At 60.4% G+C, this 18,224-nt stretch carries 15 protein-coding genes; 5 read left to right on the top strand and 10 right to left on the bottom strand.

Annotated features, from left to right (window positions below; genetic code table 11):
- Positions 1-202: 202 nt before the first annotated feature.
- The 4 genes from LDN12_RS12440 (at position 203) to LDN12_RS12425 (ending at position 4,293) form a co-directional block, all read left to right on the top strand.
- Positions 203-1,948 (top strand): cytochrome c3 family protein, encoded by a 1,746-nt coding sequence (locus LDN12_RS12440; RefSeq protein ID WP_223922980.1) that lies wholly within the window; start codon positions 203-205, stop codon positions 1,946-1,948.
- 77 nt (positions 1,949-2,025) lie between these two features.
- The gene (locus tag LDN12_RS12435) at positions 2,026-3,399 is read left to right on the top strand and encodes a cytochrome C (RefSeq protein ID WP_223922979.1); all 1,374 of its coding nucleotides are present in this window, start codon (positions 2,026-2,028) and stop codon (positions 3,397-3,399) included.
- 250 nt (positions 3,400-3,649) lie between these two features.
- A complete protein-coding gene (locus LDN12_RS12430; RefSeq protein WP_223922978.1) occupies positions 3,650-3,841 on the top strand; it encodes a GSU3473 family protein in 192 nt (63 codons plus the stop codon).
- Between the two features lie 11 nt (positions 3,842-3,852).
- Positions 3,853-4,293, top strand: coding sequence for a hypothetical protein (locus LDN12_RS12425; RefSeq protein WP_223922977.1), 441 nt, complete (start codon positions 3,853-3,855; stop codon positions 4,291-4,293).
- A gap of 49 nt (positions 4,294-4,342) precedes the next feature.
- Here LDN12_RS12425 and LDN12_RS12420 read toward each other — a convergent pair whose 3' ends face one another.
- From LDN12_RS12420 to LDN12_RS12385, 8 genes are all read right to left on the bottom strand, one after another.
- A complete protein-coding gene (locus tag LDN12_RS12420) occupies positions 4,343-5,758 on the bottom strand; it encodes an alginate export family protein (RefSeq protein ID WP_223922976.1) in 1,416 nt (471 codons plus the stop codon).
- A 25-nt stretch (positions 5,759-5,783) separates the two neighbouring features.
- The gene (locus LDN12_RS12415; protein WP_223922975.1) at positions 5,784-6,920 is read right to left on the bottom strand and encodes a potassium channel family protein; all 1,137 of its coding nucleotides are present in this window, start codon (positions 6,918-6,920) and stop codon (positions 5,784-5,786) included.
- A gap of 1 nt (position 6,921) precedes the next feature.
- Complete coding sequence (locus LDN12_RS12410) at positions 6,922-7,830, bottom strand: pirin family protein (protein ID WP_223922974.1); 909 nt, start codon at positions 7,828-7,830, stop codon at positions 6,922-6,924.
- An 89-nt stretch (positions 7,831-7,919) separates the two neighbouring features.
- On the bottom strand, positions 7,920-9,746 hold the full coding sequence (locus LDN12_RS12405) for an amidohydrolase (protein ID WP_223922973.1): 1,827 nt from the start codon (positions 9,744-9,746) through the stop codon (positions 7,920-7,922).
- A 4-nt stretch (positions 9,747-9,750) separates the two neighbouring features.
- Positions 9,751-10,335 carry an antibiotic biosynthesis monooxygenase gene (locus tag LDN12_RS12400; protein ID WP_223922972.1) on the bottom strand — a complete coding sequence of 195 codons (585 nt, stop codon included), beginning with the start codon at positions 10,333-10,335 and terminating at the stop codon, positions 9,751-9,753.
- Between the two features lie 51 nt (positions 10,336-10,386).
- Positions 10,387-11,355, bottom strand: coding sequence for an alpha/beta fold hydrolase (locus LDN12_RS12395; protein ID WP_223922971.1), 969 nt, complete (start codon positions 11,353-11,355; stop codon positions 10,387-10,389).
- Between the two features lie 61 nt (positions 11,356-11,416).
- On the bottom strand, positions 11,417-11,848 hold the full coding sequence (locus tag LDN12_RS12390) for an OsmC family protein (protein ID WP_223922970.1): 432 nt from the start codon (positions 11,846-11,848) through the stop codon (positions 11,417-11,419).
- Between the two features lie 200 nt (positions 11,849-12,048).
- A complete protein-coding gene (locus LDN12_RS12385; RefSeq protein WP_223922969.1) occupies positions 12,049-12,699 on the bottom strand; it encodes a hydrolase in 651 nt (216 codons plus the stop codon).
- 562 nt (positions 12,700-13,261) lie between these two features.
- On the opposite strand from LDN12_RS12385, the gene LDN12_RS12380 reads away from it, so the two are divergent.
- Positions 13,262-14,110, top strand: a complete 849-nt coding sequence (locus LDN12_RS12380) for a response regulator (RefSeq protein ID WP_223922968.1) — start codon at positions 13,262-13,264, stop codon at positions 14,108-14,110.
- A 53-nt stretch (positions 14,111-14,163) separates the two neighbouring features.
- Here the strand turns inward: LDN12_RS12380 and LDN12_RS12375 are convergent, their stop codons facing one another.
- Positions 14,164-15,864, bottom strand: coding sequence for a methyl-accepting chemotaxis protein (locus tag LDN12_RS12375; protein ID WP_223922967.1), 1,701 nt, complete (start codon positions 15,862-15,864; stop codon positions 14,164-14,166).
- A 310-nt stretch (positions 15,865-16,174) separates the two neighbouring features.
- On the bottom strand, positions 16,175-18,160 hold the full coding sequence (locus LDN12_RS12370; protein WP_223922966.1) for a cache domain-containing protein: 1,986 nt from the start codon (positions 18,158-18,160) through the stop codon (positions 16,175-16,177).
- Positions 18,161-18,224: the final 64 nt, after the last annotated feature.

Raw genomic sequence — 18,224 nt, 5'->3', positions numbered from 1 at the left:
TGAATAAAGCAAAAAAAGTGCCTATACTCTCCCAATGTCGTAACAATATTGCAACATATTGATTTTTGAATGAATAGTGTGGCCGACGCCATTGTCATTATTATACCGCTGTCCAATGACTTTACGTTAAAACGCGGTAAAATATTTTTTGGTACTGGTTAAATCGCCGACCCGCATCCCTGACCCGCAAAAAGGAGGCTCCATGATCCCGTTGAAGTTTTGCCTGGCGTTTTGCTTGTGTCTGCTGGCCCCGGTAGCGGCTTGGTCTGCGGATAGCTGCCGAGGGTGCCACGAGGATGGTCCGGCGATGAAAAAGCTGGGGTATCCCGGCTTCACGATCACCCAAAAGGAGGTCGAAGCCCAAAGCGGCATGCCGGCCACCTGCAGCGATTGCCATCGCGGCAACCCGGCCGCACGGCTGCCGGACGAGGCCCACCGGGGCATGGGACGCCTTATGCGGGTAGGGAAGGGGTTCGCCGTCATGACCTCCCCGCGCAGGTATCCGCTGGAGTTTGGCGCCAGCCCCGCCGCCCGCCTGCTCGTCAGCGCCGACAAGGGGGGGAAGAAGGTCCGGGATACGGCGGTGACCGCGATCCTGTACCACGATAAACGTGGCGATACCCTCTCTCAGAACTTCACCATGATGGAGCAAACGTGCGGCAGTTGCCATCAGCGGGAATTTGCCGAATTCCTCCGCAGCACCATGGCCCAGAACGGCAAACAGAGCCAGTACAAGGGGTGGCTCGACGAACAGCGCGGGCCGCACAACTGCGGGCCGTGGTTCGAGGGGAACGTGAAGGGGATGCGGGCCGCGACCGCAATCCCGTTGAGCGACCGGGCTGCCGCCCAGGGACAGAAGAGTTGCAGCATCTGTCATGTGGGGTGCCTGGACTGCCACTACAATCCCCAGCCCAAAAGCGCGTCCGATCCGACCAAAGGGGCGCACAGTTTTGCGAAGACTCCGCCGCCGCAGAGCTGCTACGGTAACGGGCGCGCCTCGGTCTGCCACGCCGGGCCTGAGGACCGCCGCCGCGGGGCCGGGTACTTCGGCGGCAGTTTTTCCTTCCCCGAGGGGGGGACGCCGGACGTGCACGTGGCCGCCAAGGTGGGGTGTCTCGATTGCCATGAAAGTACCAAAAGCAACCCCGCCATCGGCCACGCCATGGTCAGGCGGCAGGCCGGCGACTCCTGCATCCGCTGCCACGCGGCGATTGTCGGGAGACATAAGGCTTCCCTGCACAGGAACCTGACCTGCGAAGCCTGCCATATCCGCAACGTGGGGGGCTACCAGGGGACCTACTGGGGGCCGGGAAAACTGGCGGGGGTGGCGACCCCCTACTTCAAGTTCAAAGCCTATTACGGGATCATGGCCGAGCCGTTTCTGCTCAAGGATCAGCAGGGGCGGTGGATTCCGGTCAAACCGTTCCCCATGGCGGTCATGAACCAGACTACGTCACCCTTCAGGCCGGGGCTGCACTGGCGGTATCCCGCCGACCTGCCGGGCCTGAAGCGGACGGACGACGCCTGGGCCTACGTGGGGCTTTTCGGCGGCCTGCCGGAGAACAACAAGGCCCTGCTCTGGATCCAGATGGACAAAATGTCCCACAAGTACGGCAAGGGGCGAAGCTGCGACTCCTGCCACGCCGACCCGGAGGGGGCGCAGCGCCAGCAGGTCTCCTGGGAGTATGGCGACCCCGGCGCGCTGCCGTTCAACGGCAGCCACGAGGTGGTGGCCGACAAAAGCGGCCTGTTCATTCGTAATATCCGTTCCGAGAAAATCGAGCTGGAGCCCGGCTACACGCTGTCGGCCCTGGCCCCGTGGGTATATTTGAAGGATGCATGGCAGGTGAAGGGTGATTTCGCCCTGCCTCCCATCCGCGACCGTGGGGGATATGACGCAACGAAGGGGGATCTCGCGGGTGCTGCGAAGGCCCACATCATACATTAATTTGATATATATAAATTTGTATTGACATATATATTGTATTTTGTATATTTAGAAAAATTTCTGTTTCGGAGGCGATCATGAATCTCAAGTTGTTGGTAGCGGCGGCATTACTGTGTGGGTTATCCGGCATCGCCCAGGGCGCGGAACATCCTGGGCGCGAATATATCGAAAAGAACGGATATAAGGGCCCCTCGACCTGCGAAGAATGTCATCCGGGAACCGCGCGCAAGTTTCTTGAAACGGTACACTGGAAGCACGCCTCAAAGGTTGACAACGTCGACAACCTGGAAGCCGGCAAGGAATACGGGATGAAAAACCGTATCTACACCATGTGCAACGGCAACGACATCGTCAACAACTTGAAGGAGATTCCGCTTAACGCCGCCGGCAAAACGAAGTATTCTGGCTGCAATACCTGCCATCCGGGCAACCACGTGAGCGACGTGGGGAGCACGGGTCCCGAGGCCGAAGCCGCCATTGACTGCCTGATCTGCCATTCGTCGGCCTACGACTTCAGTCACCGCAAGCCGTACAAAGACGAGAAGGGCCGGATCGTCATGGGCCAGGACCGCACTACCAAGGCGGCATTGGCCATTGACAAGCCCAAGACCAAAAACTGCATGGTCTGCCACGAAGCGGCAGGCGGTGGTGTTTACATCAAGCGCGGTTTCGCTTTTACCCCGGCAAACGATGTGCACGCCGCCAAGCAGATGGGATGCTCGGACTGTCATAAAGCCAAGGATCACCTTTTCCCCAGTGGTTATGACCCCAATAACTGGGCGAACGACGGCATCCGGCTGACCTGTACCACCTCGGGCTGCCACCCGGAAAACCCCCACAAGGATCAAGCCTACAATCGCCATACGGCCCGGATAGCTTGCCAGACCTGCCATATTCCCAAGACCGGCGGGGCGAGCGCGAAAAATTTCACGAAATGGGAAAAACAGGCGAACGGCTTTTATGAGCCGTCAACCCTGAAGAGGGAAGCCAACGAAAGTACCCCCGTGTATGCCTGGTATAACAAAACCGTCCGTAACGAACCGCATTTTATCGGTCCCAAGGGGAGCCGTGGGGATAAGACCAGCAAGATCTACCCCTTCAAGATCTTCCAGGGCAAGGCTTACTACGATAAGTTGACCGGAAACCTGCTCTCCATGGACTTTGCCCAACCCATGGCCACCGGCGATGCGCTGGCCGGTGTCGCTTCGGCGGCCAAGACGCTGGGAATAAAGAAGTACCAAGCTGAGCCGGGATGGCAGACCATCTATTTCTCCAGCAGTCACCTCGTTACGAAGGCAAAGGCGCTGACCTGCGTGAATTGCCATAACGTCAACGGCGTGTTGAACTTCCGCGCCCTCGGATACAGCGAAGCTGAGGTAGCGAAGTTGACGTCCCCGGAATTGTATTTTGACGACATGCTCAAGAAACAGCGCGAAAACGATGACTTTTAGGATGGGCGGGCACGGCGATGCCGTGCCTGGGGTGGTGCAGGGGTAGGGGCGGGACGCTCCACCGTTCACCTGGCCCCCGTTCATCGGACAGCAAAAAGGCCGCCATTCATGGCGGCCTTTTTGCGTCTCCGGCATCCGCCGCCGGCCTGGACTCTAAGAGTCGCGAACCGCGACGCACCGAAAATACCGGTCATCTTCTTTCCCTATTTCGGGGGTTGTGGAGACGGTGAAAGTTTGGTAGAAAGGGCCTATGAAGATTCCGGTTATTTTTATAGACGGGACGCCGGGTGTCGTCGGTGCCGAAGAGCTCGATTCGTTTGTGCAGAAGCGGCGGATTCTCTCCTTCCGCCGTTCGGACGGCTGGGTTCGGGTCAGCAGGGACCCCGTGCGGGAACCATCCAGCAAAAACACCTATGAAGGAAAAGATCGAAGAAAGGCATAAGGGCTCTCACCATGCGATTCATCGTCACCGTGCTGTTGCTTCTTCTCCTCTTCCCCCTTGCCGCTACAAGCCGTGCCGACGAGAAATCCGACTGTCTCGCCGCCTGTACGACCGATAAACGCTCCGTCGACATGTACTGCCCGCCGGCAGGCGGATTTTCGGATGAAGACCATAAACAGTGCATGGATAAAAATGACGCCGCATACAACGACTGCATCAAGGCCTGTTCTCCCGCCCCGACAATACCCGAACCGCCGGCTTCTGCCGTAACCGACCACGAACCGGTCCCACCGGTTCCGACTGAACAGCCTGCTGTAACCGACCACGAACCGGTTCCGCCGGCTCCGACCGAACAGCCTGTCGTAACCAATCCCGAGCCGGTTCCATCTGAACCCGCCGAGCCGTCTGCCGCACCGCCTGAGAGCCCCCCCACCGCGGATAAACAGCAATAAGAGAAAGCCGGTTCAGGGGGGCATCCCCGTGTCCTCCCCCGGCACGCACTCAAAATTTGTACGTAAGCCACGTGCTCAGGTAATCAACATCCTCTCCCGGCCCCGATTCCTTGATGAAGCGCCCGGCAAAAAAATGTCCGTATATTACGGCAAAGGACAGGTGCCGGTCTATGCTCCAGAGCAATTGCCCCTGGGACATGCTGCCGATGTAGCCGGCATCGCTCGTCCTGCCGGAGCGGACGAGGGCCACGGCGTTGTTGTACAGTCCGTCGTGGGTACTCTCCCGCCAGAAAAAATCCCAATCGAAGATCAGGGTGAGGTGGTCGGCCGGGTGGAGGTCGATGCAGGGGTTCAGGTCGATGAAGTTGGCCGGCCCGATCAGTCCCGCCTCGCTGAAATAGGCCCCCTTGGGGAAGAGTGGGTTGAAGGTTTGCAGGTCATGGCTGGCCGGGTCGTCATCGCCGCTGGCGATATCCGCCCGCAGGCCGAACCGTGGACGGAGCGGAAGAGACGATACGGTGTAGCCGGTGTCCGAAGCGACCGTCCAGGCCTGAATCGTGCCGGTGCCGAAACTCCCCCACTGGTAGAGGGCTTCGAAGTTGTAATCGAGAGGCGCCGCTGTGCGCCAGAGCCGTGCCCCCACGGAATGCCGCGTTTCCCTGGCAGCCCCCTGATCGAAGCCGGCCTTGCCTCGATAGACTCCCATATAATACAGGTCCATGTTTCCCCCGGGAAGAAGAGGGAACGGCAGTACCGCGTATGCCCCCCAGAGGGCCTTGGTGTTGTCCGGCCCGTCGTCGAAGACCTGCCGTTTGGTCTGGACGGGCTTGGCGGCAAAGCCGTCGATCCTGACCTCTCCCGAACGGTACATGAGCCGGAAACCGTCGAAACTCTGGCGCACGTTCGGCCCTTCCCGCACCGAGATGATCCGCTGTGAGCCGTAGGCCAGTTCCTGCCGTCCGGAGCGCAAGGTCAGGGAGGCCGCGTCGGTCAGGTTGAGCTTCAGATCCAAAAAAGCCTGGTGCAGGTCCAATTCGTCCCGGTCGGCCGGCCGCGGCCCCCCTTTGCGGCCGTTTTCCAGGCTGCTCTGGAACTGGCTGAAGAAACGTATGTTCTCGCCCATCCTGAGGTCGCCGTGCAGGAAGTATCTCTGGAGGAAGTAGCCGGAATCTTGCGGGTCCTTGCCCCAGTTGGGATGATTGAAGTATTCGTAGCGTTCCCGCGCCTCCCCACCCAGGGAGAGATACCAGGAGCCGGTCCGGTTGAGCGGAATGTATTTTACCGGGTCCCAGATGTCGGCGCGCAGAGCCGGATCACGCAGGTAACCGTAGTCCTCGTCGGCGCGGTTCAAGGCATAGCCCTGGAAACCGTCCGGCGACTTCCCGGAGCCGGCAGAGGAGAGTACCGGAAAAGCAAGCAACAGCCCGCCGGTAATAATCGCCCAAAGCGCTTGAGAAAACTTCATCGCATCCACCCCCCATTCGAAACGCTCAGAAGTGCTCGTCCCTGCCTTTCCGCGCCGATGTCCTCTCTTTGGCCGAGCGTTCCCGGAAACCTCCCCGCCAGTTGTCCACCCACGCCTCATCGGCGATCCAGGGAGGAAGGGCGATCTGGAAGTGGCCGGCAAGCTCGTGGACGTACGGCTCGTACAAAAGACGCAGCTCCCGCAGTTTCCGGTCGAAGGCCTCGCCTTGCCGCAGGTTCTGGCCGCTGCCGGCCAGAAGGAGGCGCAACTCCTCCAGCCGTTCCGGCGGCAGCCGGTCGGTGATCGACTCCCGCGGGGCGGTCCTGAAGATCAGGGACAGGTCGATGACCGCGTGGCGGGCCATGGCGAAGGTCAGTTCGGCCTGGCGCTCGCAAGCCCCCTCAAGGCCGGCCATGACCAGCGCGCAGGTGTCCAGGATCGCGGTCAGGGCCGCCAGCCATGATTGATTGTCGTGCTGGGAGCGAAAATAGGCGAGGACCGGGTAGGAGAGGTGCCCCTCCAGAAACTCCGCCGACCAGCGCTCCCACTCGTGCAGGAGTTGGCGTAGCGCTTCCTTGCCGTGTTCGTAGCCGTGGCGGCGGAGCATCTCCGAGGCGGTGGGGGGCGAGCCGGCCCGGGCGTCCAGAAGAGAGATGCTTACCTCCCGGCGGGCAAAAGACTGGTTGAGGGCCGGCAGGTAACCGATCACCAGGGCAAGAAAGGCGAATCCCATGCCCGACTCCACCACCACCAGGATGTGAGCAAGAGAGGTGCGGGGGATAACGTCCCCCAGCCCCAAGGTGAAGAAGGTGGTACCGCTCAGGTACAGGTCGGTGAGGAAACCGCTGGCCCCGTCCCTGGCCACCACCGCCGAGCCGAGGGCCCAGTGGATGAGGGCGAAACCGCAGATCAGGCCGAACGCCCAGAAACTCAGGAGCAGCAGGAGCGACAACGGGCCGAAATAGCTGAGCCAGGTTTCCTGCCGCCGGGGCGGGATCAGGAGCGTAACCATCCTTACCCAGGGGCGCCAACTGCTCCGGTAGAAAAAACGGGTCAGGCGGAACCGGCGCGTCACCCGGCGCGGCAGGACGATGGTCTCGAACCCCTCCCAGAGGACCAGGAGGATCAGGGCGATGCCGGTTATGATCGCAATGATCGTCACCCTACGTGCCCTTGATAAAGGTGCCGTTCTGGTATTCCTCGAAGGCCACCCGCAACTCCTCCTGGGTGTTCATGACGATCGGGCCATACCAGGCCACCGGTTCATGGAGCGGTTTTCCCGAGATGAACAGGAAACGGACCGGCCGTTCTCCCGCTTCTATCAGTACTTCGCTCCCTTCGCGTTTATAAAGGACCACGGTTTCCGGTCCGCAGATGCAGCGCCGGTCCAGGTCCATCCATCCCGAGCCCGCCATCTCGTAGGCAAAGGCGTCCCGTTGCTCGTCGAAATACCCCTCTCCGTCCAGCACGTAGGCTATGGCGGTATGGCCTGCCGTGACCGGGTGGCGGAAGGCGGCGCCGGCCGGGATGCTCACGTCCAGCATCTCCGGATCGATCACGATATCCCGCACCGGTCCCTGAACCCCGTTGATCAGGCCGCTGACGATCTTGATCCTTATCCCCGAATCCAGGGTGACCTCCGGGATGTCGGCCGCCTTCACGTCCCGGTAGCGGGGCGCCATCATCTTCTGGCTGGCGGGCAGGTTGGCCCAGAACTGGAATCCCCACATCATGCCGGTGGGGCTCTTTTGGGGCATCTCCTGGTGGATGATGCCGCTGCCTGCCGTCATCCACTGGACGTCGCCGGCGCCGATGACCCCCTTGTTGCCCATGCTGTCCCCATGTTCCACCATCCCTTCCAGGACATAGGTGATCGTTTCGATGCCCCGGTGCGGGTGCCAGGGGAAACCGGGCAGATACTCGGCCGGGTTGGCGGTGTGAAAGTCGTCCAGCATCAGGAACGGGTCGAACAGCGGTACCTGGGAGTTACCGAAGGCGCGCTTGAGATGGACGCCGGCCCCTTCTACGGTGGGGCGGCTCTTGAACAGCCGGTCAATGGTGCGCGTGGTCATGGGGGGGATTTCCTTTCAGAGGGGATTTGGGGTGTATGGGATCTATAGGACCTATAGGACCCATAAGTCCCATACACCCCACTATCATATCAGAATGCAAAGCATGTACAACCGACCCCCCAAGGACCGTCCTCGCCGAAAACCCGGTGGGTATGCCGGTGGAGCGGGTCGTCGCATGAGACGGCCGCCGCCAGGGCCTGCACCTCGGGTGCGCCATGCTCGTCCCGGTAGGCCCCGCCGTAGACGCCGGTGGGCGACCAGTCGGGAGAAACCGGTGGCAAGGGCGGCGCCAGGGAAGCGAATTCGCCCGCGCCATGCACGATGCGTCCGCCCATGATGGTCAAAAGCGACTCGATCCCCTTGATCTCCTCGTCGGGCACGCTGAAATAATCGGCCGACAGCACCGCCAGATCGGCGAGTTGCCCCACCGCAATGCGTCCCTTTTTCCCGTCGTCCCCGGAAAACCATGAACTACCCTCGGTGTAGAGCTCAAGGGCCGCGGCCCGGTCCAGGCGATTTTCCTCGCCGTACAGGGCAAGACCTCCCACGGTCTTGCCGGTCACCAGCCAGTAGAGCGAGACCCAGGGGTTGTAGCTGGACACCCTGGTGGCGTCCGTGCCCGCGCCCACCGGTATTCCCATGCGGAGCATTGTCGAGATGGGCGGCGCAATGCTGGCCGCTTTTTTCCCGTATCGCTCCACAAAGTATTCGCCCTGGAAGGCCATACGGTCCTGGATGGCAATGCCGCCGCCCAGGCGGCGCACCCGCTCCATGCTCCGCTCCGAGATGGTCTCGGCATGGTCGAAGAACCAGCGCAGCCCGTTGAAGGGAATCTCACGGTCGATGGCCTCGAATACGTCCAGGAACCGGGAGATGGACTCATCGTAGGTGGCGTGCAGTCGAAACGGCCAGCGTTTTTCCACCAGCAGGGCAACCACCTTCTTCAGTTCCGCCTCCAGGACCGGTTGCAGGTCGGGGCGCGGCTCCAGAAAGTCCTCGAAGTCGGCGGCGGAAAAGACCAGCATCTCGCCTGCGCCGTTCACCTTGTAGACATCGTTGCCTTTCCCCGGTTCGGTGATGTCGGCCCAATGGGCAAAGTCGTCGTACTCCTGACCGGGGCGCTGGGTGAACAGGTTGTAGGCGATGCGCAGGGTAAGTTCGTCCCGTCCGGCCAACTCCTCCACCACCCGGTAGTCGTCGGGGTAGTTCTGGAAGCCGCCGCCGGCATCGATACAACTGGTAATCCCCAGCCGGTTCAATTCGCGCATGAAGTGGCGGGTCGAATTGACTTGGTCGTCGAAGGCGAGCTTCGGCCCCTTGGCCAGGCTGGCGTAGAGGATCAGGGCATTGGGCTTTGCGATCAACAAACCTGTGGGATTGCCGAACCGGTCCCGCTGGATCTCTCCGCCCGGTGGATTTGGGGTTTCCTTCGTGTACCCCAGGGCCCGGAGTCCGGCCCGGTTGACGAACGCCCGGTCGTACAGGTGCAGAACAAAGACCGGGGTGTCCGGGGCAGCGGCGTTGATCTCCTCCAGGGTCGGCATGCGCCGCTCGGCGAACTGGAACTCGGTCCAGCCGCCGATGACCCGTACCCACTGGGGCGGGGGGGTGCGGCGGGCCTGGTCGCGCAGCATGCGCAACGCCAGGGCCAGGGACGGGACGCCGTCCCAGCGCAGTTCCATGTTGAAGTTGAGCCCCCCCCGGATCACGTGGATATGGGAATCGTTCAGGCCGGGGATGACGGTCCGCCCCTTGAGGTCGATCCGCCGGGTCCCGGCAGGGGCGCCCGCAAGCAGTTCTTCACCGCCCACGGCGCTGATCCGCCCGTCGCTCAGGGCAATGGCGGAAACAGAAGGATTTGCGCCATCCGGTGTGGCAATGGCGCCGTTATACAGAATCATGTCAGGTGCGTTCATATCGCTACCCCTTATCAGGGCGGTGTTCCAGCCAGGGCCGGAGGGTTCTCGCCAACGCCGGCATGACCGCCCACGTGAGAACAATGACAATGCCCACGGCTATTGCCAAAGCTTGCAGTAGCTGGGGCAGGTTGGTTATGAAAGGGTTCAGCAGCCAGGGGACCAGCATGCTGACCGGCCAGACGCCTATGACCGTGACGACGGCCATCTTCCAGCGTGGCGGGGGGATCAGCGCCTGTTGGCCGGGGAGGGTGAACCAGGTTTCCAGGCCGGACAACTCCTGACGCCGGGGCTCTCCTTCGGTCAACGGCGCGACAATTGATTCCCACTGGCGGAACAGGGGCGAGTCATAAAAACGGTCGCGGAACGCACTTGTGTTGAAGCGGCGCACAATCCCGTATTCATGCGACCCGCTGCCCGGTTCCGGGCGCAGCACGTGCACCCCCAACTGCCCCTCGGTATGCAGGGAGCGCTTGATGAAATCGTGAAGTGCGGCCTCGAACTGTTCTTCGCACCCGGCCTTGACCGTGCGCAATGTCAGCACGGCGATGACCTCTGCCGTTTTCTCAGGTGTTCCGTGGGAGTTCATGATGCTCTCCGCTCCATAGACACGAGGTTTTCCCCTTGGTCGCGTCCATGCTTACTGCATACCTGGACCCGGCGAACCATTGATGAAGTCGATGATCGCGGGAATCACCACGGTGGGAGCCTCCTCCATCAGCCAGTGCCCAGAGCCGGGGACAACCACCCCCCTGACATTCGTAGCCACCAGCTTGGCTTGCTCGATGAGGAAGGTGCCGCTGGCTTTTTCGCCGGTCAGGACCAGCACCGGCATGGGGAGTTTGGTCTGGGAAAGCTGCTCGAAGTCCTTCGCGTCCCGCTCGAAGTTGCGGAAATACTCGAACCCGGCGCGCATGCCGCCGGGCTGGGCGTAGGCCTTGGCATAGAGGCGGCGGTCGGCTTCGGGTACCGAATGTTTGGGATCTGCGGCAAAGTCGTTCCAGAAATGCTCGAAGTAGGTGCGCTCACGTCCCTTGACCAGGGCCAGCGGCACCGCACCGTAGAAATGGAAGTGCCACAGGTCGCGCATCAGCCAGACCTCCTTCCAATTGCCGATGCCGGGCAGGAAAGCATCCATCAGCACGACGCGCTCGGTGCCACGGGGGAACTGGGCGGCGTAGGCGTAGGCCACCATCAGGCCGATATCGTGTCCGACGATGCTCACCCGGTCCAAGCCGAGCGAGGTGACCAATTCGTGGATGTCCACGGCCATGTTCTTCTTGTCGTAACCGGTCTCCGGTTTTGCCGATCCGCCCACGCCGCGCAGGTCGGGAACGATGACGGTATGGTGCCTGGCAAGCGGTTTCATGAGCGGGCGCCACATCAGGCCGGTTTCGGCATAACCGTGCAGCAGGACCACGGGGCTGCCCGTGCCGCCTATGAGGTAGTGCAGCCTGACCCCGTTGACTTGGGCGAAGCGCTCGGCAAAGCCGGCCGGGACCGGCGCTGCAGTAGCGCGGAGAGGTGAAACGATCAGCAGCGCCAGTGCGGCAATGATGGCACAACCGACGGTAAAGCCCCGTCGGGATGATATCGTTTGATCTAACATGGTGTTAACCTCTGCTTTCCTGACGGTTCGCCGGAGGTCGCCGTAGGGACGGCCTCGCGTCCTATGGCACGAGTGTCGCTTCCAGGGTGATCTCGGTATTGAATAACTTGGAAACCGGACATCCGGCCTTGGCTATGGCGGCAAGCCGTTCCAGGGTTGCCTGGTCCGCCCCGGGAACCTTGGCCTCCAGCTTCAGGTGGACGGCGGTAATGGCATAGCCGCCCTCCACCTGTTCCAGGGTGACCGTGGCCGTGGTATCCATCCGTTCGGCGGTGAGGTTCGCCTCGCCCAGGATGAGGGAGAGGGCCATGGTGAAGCATCCGGCGTGGGCCGCCCCGAGCAACTCTTCCGGGTTGGTGCCCGGCACCCCCTCGAAGCGGCTGGAAAAACCGTAGGGATAGGCATGCAGGGCGCCGCTTCCGGTGGAGATGGCCCCCTTGCCGTCCTTGATGCCGCCTTGCCATTGGGCCGATCCGTTGCGATTGATCTTCATAGCTGTTCTCCTTGTTATCGCCGCGTTATTGAACGGAGACTCGTGTACTCTCCGGTTAATTCGTTGTCATAATTCCGGTTATTTTGCCTGCGGCCTCCGTTGCGGCTCCTTGATGCAGACCCTGCTACACCTGCGTCGCGGCGCCTTGGCATCAGACAAAATAACCGGGAATTATTTCCAGCAACTAACCGGACAGCATACTAGTGCCCGGCGCCGGCCCGGCTGGGAGGTGCGCCGTGCACCATGGTGTAGGCGTACTCCACACCCTGTCCATAGGCACCGCACAGTTCCTTGACCACCGCCATGACGTCGTTGTAGGTCTCTTTATGCGCCCAATCCCGCTGGTACTCGAGAAGGACCTGAAGTGCGGTCACCGGAGCCGCGCCCGCCTGCTCCACGCGGCGCATGGCGGCGTTGTGCGCCGTCACCGAAGTGCCCCCCGACGCATCCTCGACGGCATAGACCTCGAACCCCGCCCTCATGGCCTCCAGGGCGGGAAAGGTCAGGCAGACCTCGGTCCAGAGGGCGGCCATGACCAGCTTGCTTCTCCCGGTCGCCTTCACGGCGGCGACGAATTCCTCGCTTTCCCACGAGTTCATGGAACTGCGTTCGATCGGTTCCTGATCGGGGAAAATGTCCAGGAGTTGGGGCCACATATTGCCCGAAAAACTTTTGGTCTCGACGGTGGTGAGGATGGTCGGGACCTTGAAGATCTTTGCCGCTCTGGCGAGCAGCAGAACGTTGTTGAAAAGGGTCTGGCGGTCGATGTTGGCAACCCCGAAGGTCATCTGGGGTTGAAAATCAATGAAGATGACGGCGCTGTTGGCCGGATTGAGTAATTCGGTCTTCATGTAATTGCCTCCTATAGGGTCTTTTTTGTCCTTTATGCTAGTTTAAATACTTTCGAAAAAATGTTGCAACCTTTAAATACGGTTGAGAGGGCGGAGCGGTCCGGGCCGGGCCTTGTTCTCCTGCCACGCCCAATAAAAAGGCCGGGCAGCGCGAAGGGCGTGTCCTTCGGCAGTCCGGCCATCTCCAAAGGGAGAATTCTTGGCAGTCCTCCCCCGTTTCACGGGGGAGGTTTTACGGCATTGCATGTTCGAGGAGATATGGCAGTAATAACCGGCAGGCTTGGACAAACTCTTTGCTGCGGAAGTGACATTCTTGAAGAACAGAGGAAGAGGGCAACCTTTTGCCGCGTCGCCCATGTTCCCCGTAAGGTGAGCCTCGGGAATAATGCCCTCTCGCGGCGGCAATCCCTCCGTCGGACCGGGAGCCGGAATAGGTCGATAAGGCCAGGAACAGTTCGTCGCCGGGCGACCGGTGTCTCGAAATGGTTGAATCCGTCGAGATGACGTAGTATTAATAGGGTGTAATTATATCCTGTCAAGATTGGCAGCCGGGAGCATCTACATGCAACCATGGAAAAAACTTGGTCAGATTCTGGTGGAACGGGGGATTTTGACCGCCCTTTCCGTTGAACGGGTTCTTGCCGTTTCCAAACGGCAACAGAAACGCTTCGGCTGGACCCTGGAGGACCTGGGACTGGTCACGGGGGATGAGCTTGCCGGCGCTCTCGCAGAACAGTACGGGTTGAAACAGGTCTCGAACCTGGCGAACTATTCCTACAGTCAGGAGGCGTTGGGCGCCATCACTGCCGAGTTCGCGCTCCAGAATCTGATCTTTCCCCTGAAGTTGGAGGGAGGTAAGCTGGCTCTTGCAGTTGCCGATCCAACCGATATGAAGGTTGTCGATAATTTTGCGATGAATAGCGGATTGCAGGTCCTGCCGTGCGTTGCCTGCCGCAAGCACATCTACGAAGCCATCAGCAAGTTCTACCTGGGGAAGAATGTTCAGGAGTCAAAGCAGACAACGGTCCTCGTTGTGGACGATGACGTCCTCACCCAGACCGTCCTGAGGGACCTCCTGGCCAAACAGGGATACCGCGTTGTGATTGCCAATGACGGCATGGAGGGTTTCAAGGAGGTTATCGCCAACAAGCCTCACATCATCATTGTCGACAAGGTGATGCCCAAGCTGGATGGGTTTGCCCTGCTGAAATCCCTCAAGGTCATCCCCGAGATACGATCCATCCCGGTCATCCTCGTCAGCGACAAGATGACGGATGAGGACGAGGCCCAGGTCTTCTCCATGGGCTTTTTCGATTATGTCCCCAAACCGATCAAGGAAATAACCCTCGTATCCCGGGTCAAGCGGGCCTTGAACCATGCGGACCAGAGACCTGATACGTGCAGTGTGTAAAGGCCCCGCAGGGGGAGCCGCCCCCTGCGGTTTGCCTCCGGTTGGCGCACGGTCTACTGGATCCGGAACATCCTGACCATATCCTGCAACTCCACGGAAAGCTGGGAAAGGTTCGATGAGGATTGGGAAATGTCCAGGGAACTCTTGGCGCTCATCCCCACAACCTCGGAGATCTGCTGGATGTTGTCGGAGATCTCGCGGGTGGTGGCGGTCTGTTCCTCCGCCGCCGTGGCGATCTGGTTGATCTGCAACGTCACCTCGTTGATCTTCTCCAGGATCTCCTCCAGGGCCTGGCCGGACCGGGCCGCCTCGGTCGTCCCCTGTTCCACCTCCCGAACCCCTTCCTCCATGGCGGAAACAGCCTGGCGGGTTTCTCCCTGGATATTCTTGATCATCTCGCCGATCTCCCGTGTGGCCCGCGCGGTGCGCTCGGCCAGGGCCCGCACCTCGTCGGCGACGACGGCGAACCCGCGCCCCTGTTCTCCGGCCCGGGCTGCCTCGATGGCGGCGTTCAGCGCCAGCAGGTTGGTCTGGTCGGCAATATCCTCGATGGTGGCCACGATTTCGCCGATCTGGTCGGAGCGGGTGCCGAGTTGCTCGACCACGGCAGCGGAACTGCGCACCTTGTCGGCGATGCGGGTCATGCCGTCCACCGTGTTCCTGACGATGGCGGCCCCGGCCTGGGCGGTCTTGCCGGCCTGATTCGAGCTCTCCGCAGCGCGGTGGCAGTTGTTGGCGATATCCATGCTGGTGGCCGACATCTCCTCGCTGGCTGTAGCCACGGTACTGGCCTGGTTCACGACCTCGTGGGACGCACTGGCCGTCTGCTCGGCGTTGCTGTTCAACTCCACCGACGCCGAGGCCACCTCCTGGGAGCTTTTGTTGACCTTGTCCATGACCTGGCGCAACTGTTCCACCATCCGGCGCATGGCCTCATAGACCCCCCCCTTGCCCTGCTCGAAGCGGTAGGTCAGGTCGCCGGCCGCCACCTGCTGGGTGATCTCCTCCAGGTGGGCCGGTTCGGTGCCTATGTGCAGAAGCAGGCGCTTGGTAACGAAGATCGAGATGACGGAGATGAGGATGATCAGGACCACGGTCGCTCCGATGATCAGGTAGATGCCCTGTTTGACGCTTTGCATGCTCTCGCTGGCTGCCTTCTTGACCAGGGCGTCCAGGTCGTCCACGTAGTTTCCGGTGCCTACCACCCAGCCGAAGGGCTTGAATTCCAACGAGTAGCCCCGTTTCGGGGCGGGTTCGGTCGCACCCGCCCGGGGGAACCAGTAGTCGGTGAAGCCGCCCCCCGGCTGCCGCCCCTTTTCGATGATTTCACGGACAAGGTATTTGCCTTTGGCATCCTTGAGGTCGATGCGGCTCTTCCCCTCGGCCGGTTTGCCCAGAAGGACGACGTTAACCCCTTCGGTCGTGTCGGCCCAGAAATAGCCGTCCTTGCCGTACTTCAAGCTGCGCAACAGGTCGGCGCCCTGTTTCCGGGCCTCTTCCGGCGATGTGCCGTCCTTCTGGGAACGGTCGTAGATCGCCTGCAGCATGCTGACGGCCATCTCCACTTCGCTCTTGGCCTGGGTGTCAAAATCGCTGAACAACGATTTCTTGTACATCTCGATGGAGTTGCGGTACGAACCGACATACTCCTTCAGCGCGATGCCGGTCGTCGATAGCGCCAAACCGATGCTGCACGCCAGTACGAGCAAAAGGATCTTGCTTCCGAAACTCAAACCGTTATTTGACGTAGTCATGTTAGTCTCCCCGTATAAGAAATATTCATCGCAATATTAAAAGTATTGCCCATCTTATAAGGTTGATCGAGCTATGTCACGGATTTTTAGTAATTATTTGTTGCGGCACCATAAAGGGGTGCCAAGTGTCTCGCCACGGTTCCGGTCGTTCTGTTCTGCCATACATGCGTCTGGTTGTTTTTTTCAGCCGCCATATCGCCGAGTGCTCGATGCGGTGGGGCTGAAATCGCAAGAAGGGGAGGCCGGTCGCCTCTGAATCAGCAGGAAGGAACCACCCTCGCGGGACATTGGTTTAACCGTCTGCGCCGGGTCAGACCTCTATCCTGAATTCGGCGCCTTCTGCCGAGTTGCATGCCGTAAGGCTTCCGTTCATGCTGCCTTCGATGATGTTCCTGGACATGAAGAGTCCTACCCCGGTCCCTTTGTCGGGGCTCTTGGTGGAAAAGTAGGGGTCGAATATTCTGCCGATGATGCTTTCCGGGATTCCGCCGGCGTTATCGCTGATGGTTACGACGGACTTCCCCTCTTCGGAGCGGATGTCGACCCTGATCTCCGGATTGCGGATATTCCGTTCGGACAGGGCATCCCTGGCGTTGATCAGGACGTTGAGAAGGACCTGGGAGTATTCGTTCGGATAACCGTAGATGACCGGATCGGCCCCATCGCCTGACTTGACGGAGATTCTTGTCTTGCCGTTACTTCCCTCGATAATGGAGATGGTCCTGTTGACCGCCTTTTTGACGCTGAACAGCGACTTTTCCTTATCGGGGAGGAAATAGTTTCTGAAATCGTCGATGGTCTGGGACATGAACTGCAAGGTTTCCATCGCCTTGCCGACATCGGTCCTCATCTGCTCAAAGGTGAGCTCTCCGTGCTCCTGGCTATGCAACATGTTCTGGACGATCAGGCCGATATTGTTGAGCGGTTGACGCCACTGGTGGGCAATGTTGTTGATCATCTCGCCCATGGCTGCCTGCCGCTGCTGCTGGATCAATATCCGGTCCTTCTGGCGAATCTCCGAGACGGCTTGGGAGATACGCTTCTCAAGCTCGCTGTTGGTCCTCTGGAGCAGGCTGTTCAGTGCCTCAAGCTGCTGCTGTTTGACCGAAAGGGCTTCCTGGGCTATCCGCCTCTCCGCGATCTCATTTTCGAGTAAACCCCGCTCATCTTCGATCCTCTGTTTCTGGTCCCGCAATTCATCCTGCTGCCGGTCCAGGGTGTCGATCATGGTGTTGAATGCCGCCGCCAGCACCCCGATCTCATCGGCGGAATCTATCGCGATCTGATGTTCGTGCCGCTGTTTTTCCGGCAGGTGCGCCACATGCCGGGTCATGACGGCGAGCGGCGCCATGAGGCGCTTCATTGTCAGCCAGGTGACCAGCAGGAACAGGACGGTTCCCGTGACTGCGGCCAGGACGAAATAGCGCCCGGCATTGCGGATGGGGGCGTACGCCTCGGCCTGGGGGTAGTCGGCCCCCAGGAACCAGGGAGCCATACGCATCTGCTTGATGGAAACGAGCATGGGCACCCCGCGTGAGGTAACGGTTTCGCCGCTCCCCTCGAACCCAGCGAAGGCTCGGTCCACCATCCTGTTGACGCCCGGGGGCGCCGCCGGTTTCAGGATCCTGTTCCTGTCGGGATGCACCACCAGCATCCTGTTCATGCCGACGATGAAGATGTAACCGGTCGCGCCGATCTTGACCCTGGACAGGATCGCCAGGAAATTTTCACCCAGCAGGTCGAGGCTGCCGACCATCATCCCGGTCATCTCCCCCTTTTGGTCGAAGACCGGCATGGTCATGACGATTGCGGGCCGGCCCGGGGTGTGGGTTGACACGTATGGCTCGGAGATGTACGGTTTCCGGCTTGTGACGGTCTTCTGCACCCATTCCCGGAACCCCAGGTCCCTTCCCCGGCGGTCGGGGCGGTAGGGGCTCTCCACAATCAATCTGCCGTCCTTGTTTATGAAGTAGATGCCGTTATCGAAGATCGAAAGGACGCCGACCCTTTGGTCCAGAAAACGCTGGGCCTTGTCCGGATTGGTAAAGGCATCCGCCGGAGCGCTCTCGGCGGCCGCTTTCAGGGCATTTTGCGCGATCCTGAGTTTGTCGTCTATGCTGTCTGCCAGACTTGAAACGAGGGAAAACTGCTGGGCGGTGATGGTTTGCTTGAAGGAATGCTCGAAATACGAGCGGGTGAGGTATAACGTCGTAATGACAAACAGGACAAACAGGGAGGCGATGGCCAGTGCCATTCTGGTTTTCAGGGTCAGGCTTCTAAAATAACCGGAACGCATAGGGATTACCCCTCCATGCCGTTTTTGATCGCCTTTCGTGGTATAACGGGGGTGCGAGGGTTCC

Origin of the sequence: Geobacter sp. AOG2 (assembly GCF_019972295.1) — a bacterium.
In the GTDB taxonomy this organism is placed as follows: domain Bacteria; phylum Desulfobacterota; class Desulfuromonadia; order Geobacterales; family Pseudopelobacteraceae; genus Oryzomonas.
Note: the sequence above shows the minus strand (reverse complement) of the source record. Positions and strands in the feature narration are given on the sequence as shown.